Origin of the sequence: Chryseolinea sp. T2 (genome assembly GCF_037203685.1) — a bacterium.
In the GTDB taxonomy this organism is placed as follows: Bacteria; Bacteroidota; Bacteroidia; order Cytophagales; family Cyclobacteriaceae; genus Chryseolinea.
The window spans coordinates 973,289-995,921 of record NZ_JBBCAU010000001.1; the positions used below are offsets into that span (position 1 = coordinate 973,289).

A 22,633-nucleotide genomic window follows, 5' to 3' on the forward strand; every position below is an offset into this window, starting at 1 on the left:
TCATTCGACATACCACCATGATCAGGTTGCGCTTCATACGCAACCTGATTTTTTTTGCAGCTCTTCTGAGTAATTGTACATCTCACAAGGACGATCGTGTTGCGTTAGTCTGGCTTGATAACGAGGCGGTCGGGCTATCGGTTCCATTGTCTCTGATCTCTTCCGTAACCGAGGCAGAAGTATTTAATGTCCGTGTCAAGGGACAACAGGTCATGATGCTTGGTGATATCGACCGGGAAGCTCATCAATTGATATTTCGCCCTCTTATTCCACTCACTCGCGGCCTGAGCTACGAAGTCGTTGTGAATGAAAAGGTAGTTGCAGAAGTTTCAGTACCGATGGCGGAAGGTACCTCGGATTTAGATCTTCTGATATATCCATCGCAGGATACTGTGCCTGAAAATTTGTTGAAGGTGTATCTCAGGTTCTCGCGTCCTATGGAGCAGGGACGTGCCCTTACTTATATAACCCTGTTGAATGAGCAGAAGGATACTGTCCGCGGAACATTTCTGGATCTGAAACCCGAACTTTGGAATGACCGGCGGGATATGCTAACGGTATGGCTGGATCCAGGGAGAATAAAAAGAGGACTTCATCCTAACCACGATCTTGGGCAGCCGCTTGTCAGAGGCCGGCAATACTCTCTGATCGTATCGCGTTACTGGAAGGACATTAATGGATTGCCATTGGGCAAAGACTTTGTGAAAAGTTTTTTGGTGGCTGGCCGCGATAGTCTGTCTCCTGTTCCGTCCGCCTGGAAAATCGAACCTCCGAAGTCAAATACAACGGACAATCTATGCGTGCGTTTTCATGAGCCAGTCGACTATAGCCTGCTCAATGGTACGTTGCATGTGTATTCATCAAAAGTGAACTCAAGGGATTTGATCAGAGGAGTATGGACCTTTTCCGAAGAGGAAACCGTCGCTTGTTTCAAGCCACAATCCGAATGGAAAGCGGGAGCGTACATGCTGGAGATCGAAACACGCCTGGAGGACCTCTCGGGAAACAATCTTAGCAGACCATTTGAACGAGATATGACAGTTGCCGAAAGGGATGTTCGCGTCAGCCCGGGAAGTGTAGCTCTTCCCTTTCAGCCCATTCCATCTTCCCGGGCAGATCGCGCGGGGAGAATTCCAGATGAATAACGCGACGATGTTTCTGGTTAACTGCCTTCGACGAGGCGTGCAAAATTAAAGGCTTCATCAGTTGAATGCCGCCGGCCTTGACCTCACAAATATGCGAAATGCTGTTTTGTGTGATGAGACTAATCTCATCATTTGTTAGCCGTTTCTTATGCGAACCAGGAAGTACTTTGAGAGCACCATTATCTTCGTCGGCGTCGTCAAGGTGAATCCTCACCGTTATCATATGAGACAGATATTCATCAGGTGGAATGACTCCGGTAGCGTCCTCCTTTTTAGTCCAGCCCGTGAACCCCTCAGCCTGCACACGGCCCTTTACGTTAATCACAGTATCCTGATGCCAGGTGACATACCAGTTCGATTCCTGGGTCTTATCGAAGTAGAGCACCTTGGTGAGGAAGAGTTTCGGATCGATGTTGTCCAGGATCTTTAACAGGTTCACATTAAACACCAGTTGCTTCAGCTGCGGGACTTTTTGAATCAATCCCCGGATGGAATGTGCCTGTTCATTTTTGCCCGCTATTTTAAGATAGGCGTCGATGGCCGACTTCATGCCGTTCACCTCGCGCTTTGTAAACACATAGCTGATGATGCTGAATCCTTTGTAAAGGAGCTTCTGAACGTGATGGCTTAGTGTTGCTGAGTTGAACTCGAATTGATATTGCTCGATCGCCTGCTGCAGAATGTCTTTGATCCTTCTCTTCAGTTTGTCGGGTGCTATTACTTTAACACGATCCCCAAATCCCAGTATTTCACGCTCCAGTTCAAAGTTAAGCTGCACGCATATCGAGAACGTTGTCCCATGTGAGTTTGCTTCAACGACCTCCTGACTCTGGTGAAGTGGTTTTGTGAGAATATAGGGGGCCGTTTCCCGATCGGCATGAAATAGCACAGTTTCCTTTTGCCCATCCCGATTCACGGACACGCCGATCACATCATTGAGGTAGATGGATAAATTGAAGTCGTCTCGCGGGATGAACCTGGCAGGACAATCCTCAATACTTATGATCCGATCCAAAGCCAGATTCATAATCGGTGCGCTTTTCTGCTGAATACCAATCACGAACCAACGGTTCCGGTACTCCTTTAAATAGTAGGGATGAAAATCAAAAACATTCGGCATTCTTGCTTTGAAAGACTGGTAGCATAACCGCACCGTGCGCTTGTTTACTATTGCCTGATATAATGTGTCGATATGCTCAAGACCCTTCAGCGAGTCATTCTTTTCGAAGTCTATGACCGGTTCCTGATTTGTTTTTGCTGAATGTATTTTGTTCTCGAGGCGTTGTACCATCCCACTTAACTCCTGGAAATGGCTGAAGCCTTTGAACTGGCGGAGGATTTCGACCACTTCCGTAAGTTTACCCAGGTCCTGATCAGTGAGCGGAATGTTGGTTATAGAATAGTCAGGATCGTCGTAGGTATAGTACTTCTTCTCCAGGACAATAATGGGAGCATTGTAACCCAGCTTTTCGCTGCGCATCATTTGGATGTCCATTTGAATGGAGCGGCGGCTCACACCCTTATCGATACCCTCGTATTCGTAAAGGGCATCCGAACAGGCGTCTATGAGATCCTCCAGCGTCCATCGCCTCAGACGGTTGCGGAGGCAATTATCTATGGTTCTGTAACGGATCAGGGCGTTTCTGTTGACAGGCATCGGAAAGAAATAATATAAAAATAAATGAAAAAAGATAAACTGCGCAAAAAGGCTGCGTAGTACCAGGGAACCTTTGAATCATCAACTAAGTGGCAGTGATACGAAGTTCAAAAGTGGTTTCAAAGAAAATGCACTGTGCAAACTTCGCGAAGTCATTCAGGTATGTTTATGTATTTTAGTTATTCACTTATGAAACTCACAGGAAACGCTCTTAAAGAGCTCGGATTTAATGAAGGTAAAGCACTTGGTCTTGCACTGGACCTGATAGAGCAGCAGTATCAGTATCTTAGCTTCGGAGAGAAGCTATCATTGCTGAAGAATATATTGGGCAATCCATCTTCATTTATGAATGATGAGAAACTTGCTCCGTTAGTGAAGGAGTTGTTGCCGGTGCCTGACGAAATCATTGCACTTCATGTCGAAGGTAAGTCGTATGAGATATACGGAGCGGCGGGCATTGAACAGGGGGCGTTGAATAAGATGCAGACAGCGATGAGGTTGCCGGTAACAGTCGCCGGTGCGCTCATGCCCGATGCTCACCAGGGATATGGACTCCCGATAGGAGGTGTTCTCGCCACCAACAATGCTGTAATACCCTACGGCGTCGGCGTCGATATTGGATGCAGAATGTGTATGACGCTATACGATATTCCGTCCGAAGTATTGGCAACGAAGAAGGAAGATCTTAAGAAGTTACTTATAACTAACACTAAGTTTGGGAGAGAATCATTCAAGAAGCCAACGGATCACGAGATCTTTGAGCGCAGGGAGTTCAGTGAGCTGGGCATCGTGCGTGAGATGAAAGACCGCGCGTGGCAACAGATCGGATCTTCCGGTGGTGGGAACCACTTCGTCGAGTTTGGTGTAGTTGAGATCACCTCATCGATTAATGAGTTTAATGTTGCGCCCGGCCACTATGTTGCCGTATTGTCGCATTCCGGTTCGAGAGGGCTTGGTGCCAATATCGCCGGGCACTATACAAAGGTTGCAATGGAAAAATGTAAACTTCCGGCAGAGGCAAGACACCTGGCCTGGCTCGACCTCGATACTGAAGAAGGGCAGGAATACTGGCTCGCGATGAATCTTGCCGGTGACTATGCTTCGGCGTGTCATCACCAGATCCATGAACGTATGGCTGTTGGGTTGCGTGAAACGCCGCTGGCGATGATCGAGAACCATCACAACTTTGCCTGGAAGGAAAAAGATGCTTTGGGCAACGAAGTAATCGTTCATAGAAAGGGAGCGACACCGGCAGGTAAGGGTGTTCTGGGGATCATTCCGGGTTCAATGGCCACGCCTGGGTTCATCGTGAGGGGGAAGGGACTCTCTGCCTCTATCAATTCGGCGTCACATGGAGCCGGAAGGACGATGTCCCGGACCAAAGCGAAGTCAACAATACTTCCGGGACACGTTAATAAGTTCCTGAAGGAAGCGGGTGTTGAGCTCATTGGGTCCGGCCTGGACGAGGCACCCATGGCCTACAAAGACATCCATCAGGTGATGAATTATCAGCAGGACCTTGTTGAAGTACTGGGTTCTTTCATGCCAAAGATCGTGAGGATGTGTGGCGATGAGAAGTTTCAGGAAGTCGATTGATTCGTTGGCACAAGCATACATATTTAAACAGCCATGCATAGACATCTACGCATGGCTGTTTGTTTACATGGCTGGATTTTGCTCTGAATCAAAAGCAGAAGCCAATATCATACTGCAATTTGATGTTGAATCGTGTCTTATCTTCATCACGCTGCGATACCGTTTGTCATTATAACACGTGACCGCAGCTTCCTTATCAGGAAACACGACGATAGCATTCATCTGTTTTGCATGCCCTTCTACAGCAACAGCGGCAGTATCCGATACCAATACTTCGCCACCATATTCATGAATGAGTGCGGCAGCCTGTGGAGGATATTGTTGAAATGTCTCCATATCATCAATATCATATCCGATAATATAATAGGCTTTCATATGATACTAGTTAATACCGACATATTCCGGTGGTGTAATCCCCTGATTTCTCACGTGAAGAACTGCTTGTCCGCGGTGATGAGTAACATGATCAAGCGTTGCCCAAACTCCTTTCGTTAATTTTTCCGACGCTGTAGAGTTCGAGACACTTTTCTCCAATGAATCGAATGCGTTCGTCAGTAGTGCTATGGCTTCCTTTTTCGTTGCTTTTCCTGTTGGAGGTTCCCATGCGACTTCTTTTCCTTTGATAAAATTACTTTCCCACCAGGTTAGACCGTAGGCAATGTGGTTCATGAGCTCCAGGAAGTTCCAGGCACCTTTGGCAATACTCGATTCGTAATGCTTCTCCGGCATCACCTCTGCAACAGACAAGGTATACTGTCTTGAATCGTGGATTCTTTTCAACAATTGTGTTTTCATGATCTGTTTTTTTTATCAAAATTATACCTGAGAAGTCACGAGGGCTTACGAATTCTTGCTATTGTAAACGCGCTTAGTTAGTTGCCGCAAAATTGCCGTGCAGCGTTAATCGTCTGGCTGTTTAGTGATCTGGTCTGCGATCGGTGTTACCCTAATGATGGTGCGACCGAAATTGACCGGGTCTTAATCGTACAGCCCCTTTCGGAAATTGAGCGGCGGTTCTTTGTACCGTAATCTGAACGCGTATGAAAAGTGTTCGATACTGTTGAATCCTGAATTATAGGCAACGTCGGAGATTGGGATCTCTGTATTTTTCAATAATAGCTCGGAGTGTTTCAGTCGCACATTTAGCAGAAACTGATGCGGAGACCACTTCGTCAGTTTTTTGAACAGTCTGCTGAAGTGAAAGGCACTTACATTGCTGAAATCAGCGATCTCAGCTAATGAGATGTTATCCTGAAAGTGATTGGTGATGTATTGTTTCGCCCGTTCTATCGTAATCAAATGATTTTGCTTGTTGCTGTCGTAGATGTCGAAATCGGGTTTGTAATCGGATATCTTTCCGAAGACGGTTTCCACCATTTCACTCACCAGACCGTCAATGTAAAGCTTGTCGCACGGAAGAGCCAATGCACGGCGAGTCGTGATGTGTTCCCATATCTTGTAGTGAAGCAACTCGACATCCGGGTTGATCTTTATGAGCGTAGCATGTTTATCATTGTTAAGCATGAAGTTCAGGCCTTCATACTGTTCAAGCAGTTCTTTATAGAATTGCTCTTTGAATTCGATGATCGTGCATTCGTCAGGAACAGTATGTATGTGTGCCACAGTGCGATTGTAGCCGGGCTTTGTCACGAGCACACAACCTGAATATGAATCCAGTGACAGACGGAACACATTAAACAGGAAGTTTCCTTTTCGAACGAAGCTGATACAAAACGCATCGTTGTACTCCGGATTTGATACCGAACAATCCAGGCAGCGACACCTGAAGTCCTTGATCCGATAATACTCAGATTCGAATAGTATATGAATGTCTGCTTCCATGCCTTCTTTTTGAAAACGGCTTTCCTGGTGAGATAGTTTTAGGTACTTCACTATTGACAGCAATTAACTGATCAATAAGTGGCTTCCAAGACCCGGCACCGTAGGTCCATCCAAGGTCCACCATAGGTCCATCGTAGGTCATAAAACTTTAAAAAATGAGAAATTGGGCTGCAAATTGACTTTGCGAGTTGGAATGTTGAGAAATTGGCTTGGAAAACGGCTCGTCCCTGGAGAAAGCAGCTAAATCCAGCGTTCCGCGATGCAGTACCCAAAACAAATGCGATGGTCGGTGCTTGAAATGAATCCAGGGCAATTCAAAAAGTCACTTGCCTGGTTATTTATACATTTGGAGTATATTCGGCTATGAAGAAGTACCAGCTCGGAGAATTTGAGGAGATTGTCTTACTGACCATCGCAATATTGAACAACACCGCTTACAGTGTTACTATTAAAGATGAGATCGAGTCGAGGCTATCAAGAACTGTTAGTCTTGGTGCACTGCATACGGCATTAAAGCGGATGGAGGACAAAGGCTACCTTAAGTCATACGCCGGCGATGCTACCGACGATCGCGCGGGGCGCCCCAAGCGCTACTTCGAGATAACAGCAATGGGTAAGAAAGCATTGCAATATGCTAAGGAAACCCGCGATCAGTTGTGGAAGGCAATCCCCGGTACAGCGTGGCAAACAAAACTATCGGCAAAGTCATGAACGTTCACAACGAACCCCCAGCATCACTGATGCGATTCTTCCGATGGTACTGTCATCCGCAGATACAGGACTACATCGAAGGAGATCTCATCGAACTTTATCGCCGACGTCTAAAGGCAGGGGGAAAGAAGAAGGCCGACCTGATGTTTGCCATCGACGTCCTGCTATTATGCAGGCCAGGCATCGTCAAATCATTCAATGATTATTCACAAGTATCGCACACCGGTATGATGAAAAGCTATATTAAGACCGGATGGAGAAATCTCCGGCGGAGCAAACTCTATTCAACAATCAATATCGTTGGATTAACCTTCGGTATAGTCTGTTTTCTTCTAATCGGGCTGTATGTTTTTGATGAGCTTTCCTTTGACCGGCAGCATAAGAACAGCGCTCGCATTTGTCGCGTCGTAAGTTATCGCAATGTGAATGGCGAGTCTACGACTGTCGCCGCCGGCAGCTTTAAGCTTGCCGAGGAGTCGCGCAAAACCATTCCGGGTGTGGAAAATGTCACGAGAATGATCCGGACCGGACGGGCTAATCTCGTCGATCCCCAACATCCCGTCCCTGTTCAGGAGACTGTTACGATCGCAGATGACCAATTCCTCGAAATCTTTGACTTCCCGTTGGTTGCAGGTGATCGCCGCACGGCTTTAATGGAACCGAACACTATTGTTATTGGCGAGGACCTTGCCATGCGCATCTTCGCCTCGAAAGATGTGCTGGGCAGGCTGGTTCAGTTTAGTCACATGGATGCACCGATGAAGATAACGGGCATCCTGAAGAAACATCCGCTCAACTCAAGTTTCACATTCAACAGTGTAATGTCGGAGTCAAGTGCCTACAACTTTGATTTTTTCAAGCAGACCATGGCGAGTGACTGGTTATCGGAGGAGTTTTCAATTTATGTACTGCTGAAGGAGGGCGTTAACAAGGACTCCATCGCACGAAAAATGAATCAGCTTGTAATGGCGAACAGCCAGCTTGATCCTGGTACAACCTTGTCGTTTGGACTGCAGCCTCTTGGCGACATGCATTTGCATTCTCAGGGCATCGTCGATGGAGCACGCAATACAAATGTTGATGCCATTGTGGAAGGAAATCCTCTTTATATTACTGCATTCATTATCACAGCAATATTTGTAATACTCGTTGCCGGAATAAACTACACTAATCTCACCACGGCACGAGCATCAACGCGCATTAAAGAAATTGGTGTTCGTAAAACGATCGGAGCCTTGCGGCAAAGTCTCGTTGGGCAGTTTCTGGTAGAATCTCTGATGACAACATCGATATCGTTCATTCTTGCCGTTCTCCTGGTTTACCTGCTATTGCCGATGTTCAATGGGTTCGTCAATAAGAATCTTTCACTTGATTTGATTACGGGTTACCGTTATTGGTTATATGCAATAGCCTTCATTGTGTCGATGGCGTTCTTCTCCGGTGGTTATGCTGCCTGGCTGCTGTCGGGTATGAGGCCGATTACGTTGTTGAAGGGCTTTAAACTTAGTAACGCAGGCGATCTGTCTGTCAGGAAGGGACTCGTAGTTCTTCAGTTCGCTCTTTCTGCAATCATGATCGTTGGAACGATAGTGCTGGTTATGCAGGTGCGCTTTGTGAACACCACGGAGCTAGGTTTCGCCAAGGATCTGATGGTAGTGATAGATGTGAATACAGGAAAAGCCAGGTCGAATTTTCAGGCAGTTAAGAATGAGATGGCAAAGATTCCTTCCGTGAGAAGTGTTTCTGTCACGTCCAGGGTACCCGGTGAGTGGAAGACTTTCAGAAGGATAAAGATTAAACGTGAGGATAAGGCTGATGATCATTTCGTTTCGTATATGATAGGGGCGGATCCGGAGTTTATTTCTACCTACGAAATCACACTGCTGAGTGGACGGAACTTTGATGGCCGTCACGACTCACTAAGTGTATTATTGAACGAAACGGCAGCACGTCGTCTCGGCATTACAGATGCGCATGGCCAGGCAGTTGAAATTCCTGAAGTATCCAGTGGCGACGAAGCGTTTTCTGCATTGAATGATCAACGCATTCCTTTCACCCCACGTGTTGTTGGAATTGTTAAGGACTTTCATTTCCAATCACTGCGTGAAAAGATCGCGCCACTTATGATTGCTTACAATGAGAACCCTATACACGGTATCGACTATTATTCAGTGAAGATAGCTCCAACCGATATCACGAAGACGCTTGATCAATTGAAGGCGGTTATGGTAAAGAATGACGAAAGAGAACCATTCGAATATCACTTCCTTGATGATCAGCTGGCCCGCTTTTATGCAGAAGATGGACGTCGGCAGACACTGTTGATAGCAGTGGCATCGGCCATGATATTCATAGCTTGCCTCGGTTTGTTTGGACTTGCCACCTATTCGACGGAGCAGCGAGTTAAGGAAATCGGTGTGCGCAAAGTACTTGGTGCGAGCTTCATGAATTTGTTCGCGCTGCTGTCGAAGGAGTTTATCGTTCTCGTACTCGTGGCAAACGCCATTGCTTTTTTCCCGGCGTGGTGGGCGACACATAAGTGGCTTGAAGAGTTTGCTTACCATATCCAAGTGAGCTGGTGGGTATTCCTGCTTGCTGCACTGCTTGCCGCTTCGATTGCCTTGCTCACGGTGAGCTACCAGGCTATCAAAACCGCGAGATCAAATCCGGTAAACAGCCTTCGGACAGAATAAGCATTGTTAAGACATTGTTACGAAACGGCCCGAGGTCCATCCCAAAATCAGCAACTTCTCCACGCATTGGCTCCAATTGAGACGGCGTCCCAACTTGTACCTGGGTTAATGTTTCAATCCAGCACCATTTCGTTCTTTTTTTTCGTCCCCCGAAAGTAATTGTAGGCAAATTCTCTACATTAGATAATTACCCAGTTTACTGCGATCCCCAGTCCTCCCCAGGTCTTATCCCAGTTATGAGAACACCAATTTCTATATGTAGAATACCTATACCCCCTTACAATGAAAACCGTGTCTATTGGTTGGCTAACCAAATTTTCGAAACTTAAAGTCTACAAACTATCGCGACAAAGTAGAGCAGTATGCATCACATTATTCAGTCTCTTGCTGCCGGCTGTGGCTTCCGGTCAGCAAAGTCTAACTGGCAGCACCTCGTCCCTGTTTTCACTGGACGGAGGCGACTATGGCTCCTCCATTAAATTTGAGCAGGGACAAAACGGAGGTGTTAGTCGCACTGTCGTAAGTCCTGTTAATTGGGTTGCTGGAAATGGCAGCGGAACAAATTCCCATTTCAGTGAAGGACAATCAATTCCTTATCGCCTTACACTCAGTAATGTTTCACCGGGTACGCATACTCTTATAGTAGAGTGGGATCTCCGCCGCGATAAGAAGACGGCGATCGACTATATCACCAGTTATCAGCGCATAAATGAAAACGTTGATCCGCTGAAAGGTCTTTCCGGAAATTTCGGGCAGGCGAATTATTTCAATATTCCGGCGCCGCAGCGTAACAAGTCTGTTACCGGAAGTAATGGTGCACAATTGCAGCCCGCCTACAGCTTTAACAAGCTTTCAGCAGCAGAGCGCCAGGTGGCGATCTACAACGCGTCGCCTACTGGCATCTCCTATTTCTACGAAGGAGATCCTGGTGATTGGTACGCGCCGACCAAAATGAAGTTTACCTTTAAAGTGAGTGGCACATCATCAAAGACTGTTGTGCTCGCCTGGGGTGGACACATTGCAACAAAGGCTGACTGGGGAGCTCAGAATGTTTATACCGACATGTATTACTCTCCTTATCGTTCGATGATTGTGGCTTTGGATACAAAGCTGAGTTTTGTCGATCGTTCCCTTCAGGTGAGTGCACTCAAGCCGAGCTTTGTTCCATCTTGTGAAGTGAAAGGAAACGGAACATTCTGTACCAGTATCGCCTATCAATACAATGTAGTTACAAATATCACCAACCCCATTTACGAGTGGACTGTTACCGGTGGCACGATACAGAGCGGTCAGGGAACTGCAAACATCAGCGTTAACTGGAATGATGTTCCTCAGGCTTCTGTGTCTGTGAAGGTAAAGGATGCATCGAATACCGCGACGCAGACGAACTGCTCGCTCTCATTGACGCGGGATGTTGTTTGCCCGTACTATACACCAAGCGTTGCAGGAAAAGTAAATGACCTTATCGGTTCCGAGCTAACTTCTTTGGTTGCAAACTTTAAGCCGGGAACGACCAGCAACTTCATTTATAATATATCCAACGACAAGGTTCTGATAGAGGTGATTGCTGCAGCAGGTGAGTACAACAATTTATTGGCCTTGTTGAGAAGTCCTTCTTATGGTTTAACTGGCGAAGTAGACAATGATAACCAGCGCGTCATCACAGGTTATTTCCCCATAGCAAATCTGCCATTGCTTAATGACCTTCCTGGTTCAGTGAATTATGTGAGACCAGCTTATCCGCCGGTTAGCAATGTCGGCGTGACCACCACCAAGGGCGACATCTCTCAACGTTCAGACCTCGTACGATCAGGATATGATCTCTCAGGAAGGGGCATTAAGGTGGGTATAATTTCCGATAGCTATAATAGTCTGCCCAACAACCAGGCTGCAAACAATATAGGAAACGGTGATCTCAGCGCTGTAGACGTTCTGAAGGATCTAGTTGGCACCGACGAGGGTCGGGCTATGCTTCAGATCGTACATGACGTCGCTCCCGGAGCAAAACTTGCTTTCCGCACCGGCGCGATCAGCTCTGGTGACTTTGCAAAGGGCATAAAAGAGTTAAAGGAAGACTCATGCGACATAATTGTCGATGACCTGACGTACATCACCGAACCTTTCTTCCAGGATGGCCAGGTGGCCGCCACTGTCGATCTGGTAACTTCGCAAGGTGTTACTTACTTTACTTCAGCGGGTAACTATGGAAACAAGTCGTACACCGGCACCTTTGCACCCGCACCTGCACCGACCGGGGTAACAGGGAATGCTCACGACTTTAGCGGTGGTGATATCTTTCAAAGTATTTCACTCGGCCCCGGCACGTATACGATCGTACTGCAATGGGAGGATGCCATGTACTCACTTGGGCAAACGGCAGGCACGCAAAATGATCTTGACCTCTACCTTACTACTGATGCTGGTGCCACGCTGTTCGGCTTTAACCGGAACAACCTGGGTTCTGATCCTATTGAAGTGTTGCCTTTTACTGTCAGGGAACAGACGAACACAAACATCATGATCGTAAGAGCGGATGGTACTTCCAATGTCAACTTTAAGTACATCGTATTCCGTGGAGATAAGTTTGCTTTCAATGATAATTACGGAGGTTCATCGACCATTGTGGGTCAGGCAAACTCAAAGGGTGCCATCACAGTAGGAGCTGTTTTGTATAGTAACACCGCCGCTTTTGATTACAAGCGGCCGGCGGATGCAGCAGCATTTACGGTCGCTTCATTTTCTTCTATAGGTGGACATCGGGTGAATGGTGAAGACCGGTCGAAACCGGATGTCATTGCTCCCAATGGCGTGAACACAACGGTAAAGCTAGGAGACCTTGATATCGACTATGATCTGGGTACGGGCGATGGTTTCTATAACTTCTTCGGTACCTCAGCTTCTGCACCACATGCTGCCGGTGTGGCGGCATTGCTTATGGAGGGAAAGAAGAAGTATTACAACGGTCAGAGATACACGCCGGCTGAAGTCAAGCAGGTCCTGAAAACAACGGCGTTGAATATGCACGAGCCTAACTATGACGTAAAATCGGGTGCCGGTTTTATCCAGGCCGATGCATCGATGCGTACTATTGCAGCACCGATACCTCAGCTGGTTGAAATGTCGTACGACACCGCCAGCGTGGAACCAGGCAAGTCGACATTCAATTTGATTGTCCAGGGTCAGAACCTGACGCCTGAATCCAAAGTGTTGATGCGCGACACACCCTTGGCAACAACCTTCATAAACTCTACTCAACTGCAGGCTGTGGTTACGCCCTTTGAAGGCAACCCGGCCATCCACGTTGTAACAGCATCAATCTCTCCAAGTGGTCGTGATGGTGGTGGATCAGATACTCTTTATTTTAAGGATCATAAGCTGATCGATGTAGTCGTTAAAGCCGACAACAAGACCAAAAAGTATGGTGAGATATTGCCGGCGTTCACGGCGACAATCATTGTCGATAATGATACGCTTGATGCAAATTCGGCTATTCAGCCTTCGGATCTCGGACTTACCAACTTGCAGTTTCAAACTCCGGCGAACAGTCTCAGTAGCGTCGATAAATATCTGATAACGGTTTCCAAAGAGATCTCAGTTCCATTGAAGGAACTTTATAAATATCATTTCGAAGACGGACTTCTGGCCGTAGAGAAACTTCCGCTGAAGATTATACCAAACGATCTGCAGGTTCAATACGGAGCAAAGTTCGATGATAAGATTACGTTTAACTATCAGTTCGATGGCGTGTTGATCGAGTCACCGCAGACGATAATCGAAAGTCTGAAAGTTGACCACAAGTCGGTAATCACACCGAATGCGCTGGCGCTTGTTGACTCGCGTGCTATAGCAAACGGCTCGCGTCCTCTTGTGAATGCGGATCTTCAGAACCTCAGTTTCCTTGCGAGCTCCCGTGCCATCGCGAACAGTCGTGCGATTGCAAACAGCTCAAAAGCAATAGTGAACTCCACAAACATCGTCGACTTCGACAAACAGTCAATGCTTGACTATTTTGAGAATCCCGACACCGCCAGCCTCATTACCCCGGTGTTCAATTCCAGAGCAATAGCAAATGCGTCGCGGGCAATAGTTAATTCGAGAGCTATTGTGAATTCACGGGCGTTGGTAAACTATTCAAGAGGAATCGTGAATTCGTCACGTGCCCTGGTTAACTCCAGAGCAATTGCGAATAGCGGCGCCGTAGTGAATAGCGAGACTGTGGGCGAAGACGGTACGAGCAGCAACCGTAGCGCACTCGTGATTGTCGATTCTACAGACGTATTTAATAGTGATCCTCCGATCATTGTCGATGGACTTGAAGTCTATGAATTACCGGCGCTATTTTCCATCAACGTTGCTACGGGTCTCACGGCAGGAAATCACTTCATAGTTGCAGGAGCGTATCTTACTGAGTTGTCGAACAACTTCGAAGTTTCGTATGTCCCTGGCAACTTGCGCATACTCAAAGACACGCTGGCCGTCGTTGGTCCGACAGCACAAATCAACTATGGTGTTGTTCAGCCAGCGTACACAACCATCGTGACCGGGTACAAATACGACGACAATTTTACATCCGTTGTGAATGGTGTTACCTACTCGCTCAAAGATGGGAATGGAAATACCAAGCCAGCCACTGGTGTTGTTGCTGCAGGCATCTATAAAATCGTTCCGGCAGTAACTTTGAAGCAGTCGCCACTTCAACCTGGTGAGCCTGTAAACTATGTAACTAAAGTGACAAACGGAGCTCTCACCGTTAACAAGGTGCCTTTAACAATTAAGGCGCTCGATGTAATTATTGTTGCCGGAGAAACACCAAAGTATAAGTACACGTCAACTGGAATTGTCAATGGAGATGTAATTGTCGGCGGGCCTCAGTATTCAACCACACCGACATATACAGGTAACCCGGGTATCTATACCATAACTCCGAGCGGGGCTATTTTCGCTGTGCCGGGTAACTACAACATAGAGTATAAGACAGGTGTGCTGTTTGTGAATCCAAAGGTGAGCTTATGTAAGGCCGTCAGACCTGTGCTCCGTTGCGTGGAAGTAGTTACTGGAAATCCCAATTACACACTGAAGGCAATCTTTGAATACGTTAACGAAAATTCAACCGCGGTGTGCATCCCGATTGGTCCGGACAATTCGCTCGTGAGCTCAAAACCTTTCTCAGGCACTCAGCCGGAAATATTCCAACCAGGTGGTGGTTCATTTGAGGTACTATTTAACGGTGAAAGGCTTACTTGGACGCTTACGTCTTACGACAAGAGTAAGAAGACTGCAATCGCGTCTAGCGCGAGCTCTACTTCAAACAGGTGTCAGAAAGGCAACGACGGTTCTATGCTTCCCTTGACAGCATATCCGAACCCGGTTGATAGATACACGGTCGTTTATATTCCAACGGCGACCAAGGCACCTTCCAGCTCGCAAGTCATAATCGTTGATCAGGGCGGGCGCAAGTACCAGGTGAGCATGATTTGGAATGGCGATGCAAAGACGTTGACTTTTGATCTGCTTGGTTATCCAAAGGGATTTTACTCAATCGTGATTCAGCAGTCTGACGGCATAAAGCAGGTAAAACTTTACAAGAATTGACGGCACTTCTTTGCAAGTGCAAAGAAGATTTATACCGAAAGGATAATGTTTTAAGGCCGGAAAAGGTCAGCTCCAAAAGGCTGGCCTTTTTCTTTTATGAAGGTCCTCGGTTTTGAAAAGTCTTAGGCTTGAAAAAGTCTGGGTTTGATAAGTTTTGCCTTGAGGTGCGTGGCTTCGAAGAGGGCTAGTTTAAGAGGTCCTAAAGAGTCTTGGCTTGAAAAAATATTCTAAGTAACCCTCCGTCCCGAATTTTGGGCCTTAGGAATTTTGAAATGATTTGTAAATTGAAAGATTTCGTAAAAAGTAAATGCGCCTCCTCTCGATTTGTCTCTTTTGCATTGCGTGGTTTTGGGTTTCAATCGTGCAGGCGCAGACGCGTGAAATCGACAGTTTGAAAAACGTTGTTGCCCGATTGGGTGACGATTCATCGAAAGTTAACACGCTGATTGCTCTCAGTTCACAATATCTCAGCACGGATTTGCAGGAGGCCATTCGGTATGGAGGAGAGGCTGTATCTCTTGCAGAACAGATTTCATACAAGAAAGGCGAGGCCTATGGATATAAGGCAATTGGCCTGGGAAATATCACACAGGGAAACTTCCCGGAGGCGGCCGTTCAATTCGAACATTCACTTGCCGTGTTTGAAGAGATTGGCCTTAAGGTTGGCATTGCTAATATGCTCAGCAATCTTGGTGTCGTCTATTTCAACGGCGGCGATGATTCGAAGGCGATTGATTACTACCTCCGTGCTTTGAAAATTGCGGAAGAAGTTGATGACAAACTTCGGATAGCTACGCTCATGAACAACATTGGTGGCGTGTATAACAACAAACCTGCTACCGAGTTGAAGGCTCTAGATTATTTTCTCAGGGCCATCCCCATTTTCAAGGAGGTAGATAACATGGCCGGCATGGCGACTGCCTCGATGAATGCAGGTGAGATTCATATGAAGCAGAAGCAGTACGATTCAGCCAGCATATTCTTTAAGACTTCGCTGGCCTTCTTCGATAATTCCATAGATGCCACATTTCCGATGACCTATCTGGGCGAGATTCGGGGAAAGCAGCACGATTTTAAAGGTGCGTATGCTTATCACGAACAGGCTATCCGTCTGGCTGAAAAGCTGGATGCAAAACTTGAATTGGGTCAAAGCATAATTGGCATGGCGAAGACTCAGGCGCTTGAGGGGCGTGTGTTGCCTGCTATCGACACCTATATGCGCGCGAAGACTATTGTGGAAGGCATCGCCGCCAGGAAAGAGCAAAAGGAAACGTATGAGGGATTGGCAGATCTCTATGCACGCCATGGCGACTTCCGGAGCGCCTACCAATACGTCGCTTTGCTTGCAAGCGTGAAAGACTCTTTATATAACGAGGACAATACGACGAAAATACAACAGGCGCTTTTCAATTTCGAACTGGGTAAAAAGGAAGCTGAGATCGACCTGCTGACGAAAGATCGTGCTTTGCAGAAGGCCACCATACAGCGGCAGCGTATTGCTAACTTTGCTACAGGCATCACGTTGTGTCTCTTGCTACTACTGCTGATCGGATTCTATAACCGCCATCAGTTCACTCAACGAACAAACAAAATCATCAAGTCGGAACGCGACCGATCAAAGGAACTGTTGCTGAACATTCTGCCCGCAGAAACTGCCCGTGAGCTGGAAACGAATGGTCACGCGCAGGCTCGCTTCTATGACAATGCAACCGTACTCTTTGCCGACTTCAAAGGCTTTACGTCTATCGCACGTTCAAGGAAGCCACAGGAACTTGTGGCAGAGCTTAATGAGTACTTCATCGCCTTTGATGACATAGTGGAGCGCTTCAAGCTTGAGAAAATCAAAACGATCGGTGATGCTTACATGTGTGCTGGCGGCATACCTACACCCGATGACACTCATCCGCGTCATGCCATTCAGGCGGGCCTGGCGATGCAGCAATACATCACTGCAAAGAACGTAGAGCGGGCCGCCAAAGGGCTTGATACCTGGGAACTGCGTATAGGCATCCACGTTGGACCTATAGTGGCAGGTGTTGTGGGAAAGAAGAAGTATGCCTACGACATCTGGGGCGATACGGTTAACATCGCCAGTCGCATGGAATCAAGCAGTGAGTCAGGCCGCGTCAACATATCGTCAACGCTGTACATGATGGTGCAGGACCATTACAACTGTACTTACAGAGGAAAGATTTACGCAAAGAATATTGGAGAAGTCGATATGTATTTTGTCGAATCCGGCAAGACACAAATAGCGTGATGCGTGTCTTAAGTGCAAAGCCGCAGTCTCCCCTGCCTGCGGCGCTCCGCGCCGTCTTGGAACTAAACAGACTACGAAGCAAAACCTATCCAAAAATAACTTTAGCAAACGCACTGAGCTTCCAAAGCAACGCATCTCCCGAAAACTCTAAAGCGCACTTACCTCCCGACCCTGCATTATATTCGCGGCGACCCTATACATTCACCTACAACAAAGACATTAACGAATTTAAAATGTGGGAAAGCAAAGCCGCAGTCTCCCCTGCCTCGGAATTAAACAGACTACGAAGCTCGAGCTGTCCAAAAACAACTATAGCAAACGCATTGAGCTTCCAAAATCAACGCACCTCCCGAAAACTCTAAAACTCCCGTTCCTCCCGATCCTGCATTTTATTCGCGGCGACCCTACACACAGTACTACCAACAGACATCAACCGAAATTAAAGTATGGGAAAGCAAAGCCGCAGTCTCCCCTGCCTGCGGCGCTCCGCGCCGTCTCGGAATTAAACAGACTACGAACTACCCAGAAGGGTCTGTGCAATTTGTCGCTAGCGGTTGTTCAGTTTAGCATTAATCTCTTTTAACCTTTCCTGCTTACAACTTTCACGATTAGACTTTCCGAAGTTCGTGTGGTAACGATGCGATTGAAGAAAAGTCTTTTGCACAAGATTCCACTCTCTTTCCGTTTCTACCACGCCTGCCGCCTTCAGTTCTTCGAAAAGTGTCCCGCCGATAGAATAGAAGTCTGTTCTGCCAAGGTAATCCAGGTCAGCGTCGCATAAGATCTTATCAAGTTGTGAAGATGGAGATTGAGGTATGCGTGTGGCGATGATCATGCTGGCGATCTTCTCTATTTGTTCTCCGTTAAGACCAAACGTCGGAAGAATCTCTCTTGCCATCTGTGCGCCATGCTCTTCATGGTTGGCGGCCGATCTGATAAAGCCTGCATCATGGAACAGGGCCGCTACACGAAGCAGTTTAATATCATCCACGCCTAATTGTTCGCTATCCGCGATTTTCAGAGATGCGTCGAGTACGTCGTATATGTGCGATACGTTGTGATATGGAAGCTTAGGCATCTCTCTGCCGAGTAAGTCTTTGATGTGCTCCTCAGCGCCTTGGAAATCTGGTTGCATACGTATCTCATTCCGGGGTTGTTCTCTGAGGGTTTTCAATAACGGATCAACGTTCCACCAGATCAAATCGACATCATTGCTCTTTCTCGCCTTGTCATAAGCGATCCATGCTGCCGATTCATCTCCCATGCCGTGATAGGCATACACCAAAGACATGTTCACACCTTTTTCGTTCGCCTGGCTCCTGGTGATTAACTCAGACAGAGTGACTTTTGCCTTGTCATCCTGCTGTAATCCCGCGTAGGCCGCAGTGATATAGGCTACCATCGAAGGCGGTCTGATGGTTGTAGTCCTGAATCCGGATTCAACGGCCTCTATCGCGTCGATGTATCGCCGCTGAACAAGATAGATACGCGCCAGGAAATCGTAGAAACGCAATACAGAAGGATACAATTGAAGACCTTCCTTTAGTGTTTCAATTGCTTCTTCCTGACGGTTCAGCAAGTAGAGACAAATAGTCTGATAGTTAAAGTAAGCAACAGTCAGGGGATCGATGCTTTTAGCCTTTGTCACAAATTGAATAGCCTCCCCGAACCTGCCCATCATATTGAGCAGGTAACTGTAGGTGTAGAGCACGGTCGAATTATTCTGACTAAGCTCCATCGCCTGCTGCAACGACTTCTCTGCCGATTGAAAATCCTTCTTGATGAAGAACTGTACAAATGCCTTGGTCAGGTAGTCATTGTCTGATGGGCCTCTCTTTCGTGCTTCATTCAGATAATGTTCAATGAAAGGCTCCGCCTCGTCTGGCGAGAGATCACCATTCCAGGACATTCTTGCCGAATAAGAACTTGCTAACGCAGAATATGCCTGTTTAAAGTCGGGGTCTTTCGCAAGCGCGTGTTTGTAGTATTCAGTCGCGGCGCGGTAGCCATTCACTCCCCATTGATTGAAAGCATGTCGTCCCTTGAGAAAAAGGTCGTACGCTTCAAGATTCTTCGTAGGTATCTCTTTTAGCTTCTCTGTTTGTTTCGGATTAATAGAAGAGTTGAGCTCGTTGGCAACTACTTCGGCAACATTGCTTTGGATGGCGAATATGTCGTCCATGCTTTCAACGAATATTCGCGACCAAACATGTTGGTCCTGCAAAGCATCGATCAGCTGCACATTGATCCGCACTTTGTTGCCATGCGCCTGAGCACTGCCTTCCAGGATATACTTCACGCCCAACTCAGAGGCAATCTCCGGGGCCGACTTCATCGACTTCTTGTATCGCATTACCGATGTTCTGGAGATCACTCTCAACTGCGACATAGATGCCAGCTGAATGACAATGTTCTCCGTTATGCCGTCGGCGAAATATTCCTGCGACTGATCATTCGACAAATTGACGAAAGGAAGAACGGCAATGGATTTCTCATGAAGCTTGTTTTCAGCCGAACTCTTTTCTTCTCTTGGTTCGGCGTCTGCAAATGCTGACTCGGTCGGTGCTGCGGGTGTCTCCCCCGGGCGAACCGGAGATTTCATGGCAAGGATGATCTGCTTGATAGCGTTTGCTACTTTGTTGACCTGGTCGCGATAAGACAGATTGTTAGTATTACCCTGCCGCGCATCGTCGGGCATTAACGGTCTGTTCACTCCTGGCGATCGGAAAATGAAATCAATAGACCGCAGGCGGCTTTGCATTTCAGTTTCGATGAGGCCAAGGTCGTCGGTGTCCAGCTGATGGATCATCACCGGAAGGATCCTGCTGCTAACATTGCCATCGCGTAATCTCACCTCCCGGCCTATTCCATCTGTCTGTGCAAACCGATTAAAAGCACAAAACTCCTGTTGCCAGGCAAAGCTTTTTGGGTCGCAATAGATCTGAGATAATATGGGTATGAAAACGAGGCTTTTCACCTTGTTCTCAAGACTCTTGTCGACGTCGTGTGTCTCCAATAGACCGTCGTGCGCGTTGGAATCAAAATAGATGCTGATATCTTCCTTGAACGTACTTTCGATCTCGGTCCTGAGATTTTGTACGAAGCCCGTTACCCAACCGCTGCCGCTTCCATGGTTGGTCTGACCTGGCGAACTGAACGGAACACGGTTGTCTTTAAGACGGTACGAGATAAAGATGTCGTATTCGTAACCAGGTAGAATGGAAGGCATCTACCAATATACCAAGTTGAGGCATTGATGCCAATAAGCCGACCCGAAATTAATGAAGCTGCGACGTGTATGCTGACTATAGGTCAGGTGAAACTGGCGATCTCCTTGTTGGCCCTTCGTAACCTGGAGGATAGCGTAGCTCCCAGGTTCGTGAGGATCTTTACCTTGATGCCGGCCAGCGTTTCTATCCTGTCCAGAATCTCGTAGAGCATGACGAAGCATGCAACCGTAGTCTGTGCTTTTACATCTGCCGACCGGCTTTGCTTGTCAAGCAGCGCCATTTCACCAAAGCAATTACCTGAATTGATCACGGCCAACGTCACATCCCGGTGCCCATCAACAGTGTCATGAATCGAAACCCGCCCTGACTCTATAAAGAAGATGTGTTCGGCTGCACTGCCTTTTCTGATGATCGTTTCGCCGGGCAAATAGGTTTTGTGAACGAGGTGCTTTTTCAGTTCTTCGATTTCGCACTCTGTCAGATTTGCGAGCAGTTGTTGATCCATCAGACAAACGGGCTCCAGCTTCACTTCGTAGTCGTTGGCCTCAAGAATGATGTTTTCAAGATAATTCAGTGCGTCGTCATGTTCCCTGAACCGAAGGAATTCAACCTGTTTCTGCGACCACCCAAAGAGCAGGTCCAGATGGGTGTAATCCGTGATGTATAGGCAACGGCCTGACTGACGAAAGTCTTCATGCAACTTATAGATCAACATGAAAGCACCATCATCGATGGTGGTACATCGACGTACATTCAGTACAAGAGTTTGAGCATCGTCGGAGATCTTTCTCATGAACAGCTCGCAGGTGGCAAAGCAAAGGTCGCCCTGCAATTCCATCACGTGATAGTCGCCTCCAAATCTGTCAAAGAGATTTTCGGCACCGAGATCGCGCTTGAATTTTGATCGTGCCGTACGGAGCGTAAGCTGTCGTCTTAGCACGTGTTTGATCTGTCGCGGTGTCTTGTATAAGTGAAGAGAGAACTGTTCTGCTATTGTCTTACAAAGATCTATGCCGAATACGCTATTGCCTTTCTTGTCAAGCGGAGGTGAGTACACAGCGATCGACAACTGACCGGGAAGCACGGCAAGCACAGCACCTCCGACTCCGCTCTTGGCGGGTAGACCCACGTTGTAGATCCATTCACCAGAGTAGTCATACATTCCGCAGGAGGCCATTACGCTGAGTACATTAGGGACATACTTTCCCTTCAATGCTTTCTTCCCGGTGATCGGATTCGTACCATGGCTGGCTAAAGTTGCCCCCATGATAGACAGCTGCCGGCAGGTTACTTTGATACTGCATTGTTTAAAGTAGACGTCCAGCGGCGCATCCACTTCCGATCGAAGAATATTAAAGTTTCGAAGGAGGTGGGCGATAGCGCGATTTCGGTGCCCAGTTTCGCTCTCCGAATTGTATACGGAGGTGTCAAGTTTCAGGGGCGATCCTGCATATGTACTGAAGTTCTTGAGGATACGGTCGAAGGTTTCGTCCTTATACAACTGCCATACCATATCGGTGGCGGTGATGGCACCGGCATTGATCATAGGATTGAACGGCCGGCCTGATTCAGGGTAAAGGCTGATGGAATTAAAAGCGTCGCCGGATGGTTCGACGCTGATCTTTTCCAACACCTTGTCGACTCCATATTCCTGGAGAGCCATTCCATAAATAAAAGGCTTTGATACAGACTGGATAGTAAATTCTACTTCGGAGTCACCGTAGGAATATTGATAGCCATCAATTGTTGTGAGCACGATACCAAAATTGGCGCGGTTTACTCTGCTCAACTCGGGGATGTAATCTGCAAGTTTGCCGTGATTATCTCTTCTGCGGAAATCTTCATAGAGCTCCGAGAGGATTTTGTCGACCATGTTCATGACTGGGACGCTAGGGGGGTGTAAAGGT

At 47.3% G+C, this 22,633-nt stretch carries 12 protein-coding genes; 6 read left to right on the forward strand and 6 right to left on the reverse strand.

Annotation, left to right across the window (positions count from 1 at the left end; all coding sequences use genetic code 11):
- Positions 1-17 precede the first annotated feature (17 nt).
- Positions 18-1,145 carry an Ig-like domain-containing protein gene (locus WBG78_RS04045; RefSeq protein WP_337325089.1) on the forward strand — a complete coding sequence of 376 codons (1,128 nt, stop codon included), beginning with the start codon at positions 18-20 and terminating at the stop codon, positions 1,143-1,145.
- On the opposite strand, the gene WBG78_RS04050 is transcribed toward WBG78_RS04045, so the two are convergent.
- Complete coding sequence (locus tag WBG78_RS04050) at positions 1,063-2,802, reverse strand: phytanoyl-CoA dioxygenase family protein (protein ID WP_337325090.1); 1,740 nt, start codon at positions 2,800-2,802, stop codon at positions 1,063-1,065. The genes WBG78_RS04045 and WBG78_RS04050 overlap by 83 nt on opposite strands.
- Positions 2,803-2,991: 189 nt before the next feature.
- Here WBG78_RS04050 and WBG78_RS04055 point away from each other — a divergent pair, with 189 nt between their 5' ends.
- Positions 2,992-4,398: an RtcB family protein gene (locus WBG78_RS04055; protein WP_337325091.1), complete on the forward strand. Its 1,407-nt coding sequence runs from the start codon at positions 2,992-2,994 to the stop codon at positions 4,396-4,398.
- 63 nt (positions 4,399-4,461) lie between these two features.
- Here WBG78_RS04055 and WBG78_RS04060 read toward each other — a convergent pair whose 3' ends face one another.
- The 3 genes from WBG78_RS04060 to WBG78_RS04070 all read right to left on the reverse strand — a co-directional run bounded on the left by WBG78_RS04060 (position 4,462) and on the right by WBG78_RS04070 (position 6,291).
- Complete coding sequence (locus WBG78_RS04060) at positions 4,462-4,773, reverse strand: DUF1330 domain-containing protein (RefSeq protein WP_337325092.1); 312 nt, start codon at positions 4,771-4,773, stop codon at positions 4,462-4,464.
- Positions 4,774-4,779: 6 nt separating this feature from the next.
- A complete protein-coding gene (locus tag WBG78_RS04065) occupies positions 4,780-5,193 on the reverse strand; it encodes a DinB family protein (protein ID WP_337325093.1) in 414 nt (137 codons plus the stop codon).
- A 183-nt stretch (positions 5,194-5,376) separates the two neighbouring features.
- Positions 5,377-6,291, reverse strand: a complete 915-nt coding sequence (locus WBG78_RS04070) for a helix-turn-helix transcriptional regulator (RefSeq protein ID WP_337325094.1) — start codon at positions 6,289-6,291, stop codon at positions 5,377-5,379.
- Positions 6,292-6,603: 312 nt separating this feature from the next.
- Between WBG78_RS04070 and WBG78_RS04075 the strand changes: the two genes are divergently transcribed.
- From WBG78_RS04075 to WBG78_RS04090, 4 genes are all read left to right on the forward strand, one after another.
- Positions 6,604-6,951, forward strand: coding sequence for a PadR family transcriptional regulator (locus WBG78_RS04075; protein ID WP_337325095.1), 348 nt, complete (start codon positions 6,604-6,606; stop codon positions 6,949-6,951).
- Positions 6,948-9,644: an ABC transporter permease gene (locus WBG78_RS04080; protein WP_337325096.1), complete on the forward strand. Its 2,697-nt coding sequence runs from the start codon at positions 6,948-6,950 to the stop codon at positions 9,642-9,644. Before WBG78_RS04075 ends, WBG78_RS04080 begins: the two co-directional genes overlap by 4 nt.
- A gap of 282 nt (positions 9,645-9,926) precedes the next feature.
- Complete coding sequence (locus tag WBG78_RS04085; protein ID WP_337325097.1) at positions 9,927-15,236, forward strand: S8 family serine peptidase; 5,310 nt, start codon at positions 9,927-9,929, stop codon at positions 15,234-15,236.
- A 307-nt stretch (positions 15,237-15,543) separates the two neighbouring features.
- Positions 15,544-17,496 (forward strand): adenylate/guanylate cyclase domain-containing protein, encoded by a 1,953-nt coding sequence (locus WBG78_RS04090; protein WP_337325098.1) that lies wholly within the window; start codon positions 15,544-15,546, stop codon positions 17,494-17,496.
- Between the two features lie 547 nt (positions 17,497-18,043).
- Here WBG78_RS04090 and WBG78_RS04095 read toward each other — a convergent pair.
- Positions 18,044-20,725: an HD domain-containing protein gene (locus tag WBG78_RS04095; protein WP_337325099.1), complete on the reverse strand. Its 2,682-nt coding sequence runs from the start codon at positions 20,723-20,725 to the stop codon at positions 18,044-18,046.
- Between the two features lie 83 nt (positions 20,726-20,808).
- Entirely contained in the window at positions 20,809-22,599 is a 1,791-nt protein-coding gene (gene glsA, locus WBG78_RS04100; RefSeq protein ID WP_337325100.1) for a glutaminase A, read from the reverse strand.
- Between the last annotated feature and the right edge of the window lie 34 nt (positions 22,600-22,633).

Excerpts from the sequence above, each read along its gene's own strand:
- WBG78_RS04045 (WP_337325089.1), top strand. The coding sequence starts at position 18 with ATGATCAGGTTGCGCTTCATACGCAACCTGATTTTTTTTGCAGCTCTT.
- WBG78_RS04050 (WP_337325090.1), bottom strand. The coding sequence starts at position 2,802 with ATGCCTGTCAACAGAAACGCCCTGATCCGTTACAGAACCATAGATAAT.
- WBG78_RS04055 (WP_337325091.1), top strand. The coding sequence starts at position 2,992 with ATGAAACTCACAGGAAACGCTCTTAAAGAGCTCGGATTTAATGAAGGT.
- WBG78_RS04060 (WP_337325092.1), bottom strand. The coding sequence starts at position 4,773 with ATGAAAGCCTATTATATTATCGGATATGATATTGATGATATGGAGACA.
- WBG78_RS04065 (WP_337325093.1), bottom strand. The coding sequence starts at position 5,193 with ATGAAAACACAATTGTTGAAAAGAATCCACGATTCAAGACAGTATACC.
- WBG78_RS04075 (WP_337325095.1), top strand. The coding sequence starts at position 6,604 with ATGAAGAAGTACCAGCTCGGAGAATTTGAGGAGATTGTCTTACTGACC.
- WBG78_RS04080 (WP_337325096.1), top strand. The coding sequence starts at position 6,948 with ATGAACGTTCACAACGAACCCCCAGCATCACTGATGCGATTCTTCCGA.
- WBG78_RS04085 (WP_337325097.1), top strand. The coding sequence starts at position 9,927 with ATGAAAACCGTGTCTATTGGTTGGCTAACCAAATTTTCGAAACTTAAA.
- WBG78_RS04090 (WP_337325098.1), top strand. The coding sequence starts at position 15,544 with ATGCGCCTCCTCTCGATTTGTCTCTTTTGCATTGCGTGGTTTTGGGTT.
- WBG78_RS04095 (WP_337325099.1), bottom strand. The coding sequence starts at position 20,725 with ATGCCTTCCATTCTACCTGGTTACGAATACGACATCTTTATCTCGTAC.
- glsA (WP_337325100.1), bottom strand. The coding sequence starts at position 22,599 with ATGGTCGACAAAATCCTCTCGGAGCTCTATGAAGATTTCCGCAGAAGA.